The 1,764-nt window shown below is 60.9% G+C and carries 2 protein-coding genes; both read left to right on the top strand.

The features are described 5' to 3' along the window. Positions 1–586: SDR family NAD(P)-dependent oxidoreductase (locus tag ALO80_RS17620; protein ID WP_055009928.1), on the top strand; the 586-nt coding region annotated here is incomplete at its 5' end. Between the two features lie 39 nt (positions 587–625). Further along, positions 626–1,396 (top strand): DeoR/GlpR family DNA-binding transcription regulator, encoded by a 771-nt coding sequence (locus ALO80_RS17615; protein ID WP_054986328.1) that lies wholly within the window; start codon positions 626–628, stop codon positions 1,394–1,396. Positions 1,397–1,764 lie beyond the last annotated feature (368 nt).

Below are 1,764 nucleotides of genomic sequence, written 5' to 3'. Positions count from 1 at the left end.
CCTGAGCCGGCGCGCGCCGGACCTGAGCCACGCGAACTTTACCTGGCGCGAGTGCGACCTCAATGACTTCAGCGCGCTGGACAAAGCGCTGCAACAGACACTACGCATCGATGCACTGATCCATGCTGCAGGCTTCATGCGCACCGCACCGCTGGGAGAGCTGAACGAAGCTGATGGCCAGGCGATGTGGCATCTGCACGTGGCCGCGGCCAGCCACATGGTCAATCTGCTCTACCCACGGCTGCGCGATGGCTCACGTATCCTCATGATCGGCAGCCGCACCATGCAGGGTGCGGCACAACGCAGTCAGTACGCCGCGACCAAAGCTGCGCTGCAAGGCATGATTCGCTCATGGGCCATCGAGCTGGCACCACGCGGCATTACCGTCAACCTGATCGCCCCCGGCGCGACCGAAACGCCCATGTTGCTGGACCCCGCACGCAGTGGCACGCCACCGCAAAAGCCGCCCATCGGACGTTTTGTGCAACCGGGAGAAATAGCGGGGCTGGCGGCCTTTCTACTCGGCCCCGACGCGGGCGCAATTACCGGGCAAAGCCTGGTGGTATGCGGCGGTGCGTCGTTGTAAGGTTGCATCCCGTTTCCAGGCTTTAGCGCAAGGGCTGCAATGAAAGTCGCCAACCGTCGTCAAGCGATACTTGAACTGGTTCTGTCCGGCAAATCCAATGTGGACGAGCTGTGCGCCCAACTGGGCGTCTCGGAAGCCACCGTTCGGCGCGACCTGACCGCTCTCGCCGAAGAAGGCCTGATTCTGCGCACCTATGGCGGCGCTGCACACGTTGGCCAGCGCGAACCGGAAACCTCTCTGGAAGAGCGCAGCCGCCAGCACAGCCAGGAAAAAATGGACATCGCCCGTGCCGCACTGGCTCATATCAACGATCACGACACCTTGTTTCTCGAAGGCGGCACCAGCACCAGCGCGCTGGCGCACATTCTCAACCAGCGGCGCGGGCTGCATGTGATCACCAACAACCTGCTGGCACTGGGCGATCTGGCGTTGATTCCCGACGGGCGAATCACCGTACTGGGCGGCACGCTGCGGGCATCGAGCATGTCGACCTATGGCGTGGCGGCGCAAGCCGCGCTGGAACACCTGAGCGCCGACAAACTGTTCATCAGTGCCGACGGCGTGGTGGCCGAACTGGGTCTGTGCGAGGCCAGTGCCGAACAAGCGTACCTCAAGGAAAACATGCTGGCGCGCGCCGCTCAGGTCTTCGTGCTGGCCGACATCACCAAACTGGGCCGCGCTCGTCAGCAGCACTGGACACCCTTGCGCCAGCCCTGGACGCTGATCACCAACCCGGTAGACGACGAGTCCCTGCTCGCGCCGTTCAAGGCGCGCAAGAGCATTCAGGTGGAAATTGCGCTGCCTGGCTGACTTCACACTCGTGGCAAAAAACTGCGATGTGCAAACTCTTGCGCATCGCATGGCCGTTTGAAACCGGCCACGCCCCCTACATAAAGCCCTCCAGCACCTAAACGAGCTTTCGCATAGACGCGCAGAAGCCTGCGCACTATTTCGCATGTTTTGCCTGAAAATCGAGCCATCTTTCGATTTTAAATCTCTATCTATTTGTTTTTATTAGATAAAAACATTATCGGCACACATCTTGGAATGCACTTCTGCATACCGCGGGCGAGATGGCCCGCTTCTGCGCAGAGAACGCCCCGCATGACCGATAAACACGGCACACACCGGCAACGACGTGCTGCACTGTTCCCCAAAACACCCGCCACGGCCACCAG

The organism is Pseudomonas caricapapayae (genome assembly GCF_001400735.1).
In the GTDB taxonomy this organism is placed as follows: Bacteria; Pseudomonadota; Gammaproteobacteria; order Pseudomonadales; family Pseudomonadaceae; genus Aquipseudomonas; species Aquipseudomonas caricapapayae.
Note: the sequence above shows the minus strand (reverse complement) of the source record. Positions and strands in the feature narration are given on the sequence as shown.

Bases quoted from the DNA above. Each gene is read 5' to 3' on its own strand.
- ALO80_RS17615 (WP_054986328.1), top strand. From the start codon at position 626: ATGAAAGTCGCCAACCGTCGTCAAGCGATACTTGAACTGGTTCTGTCC.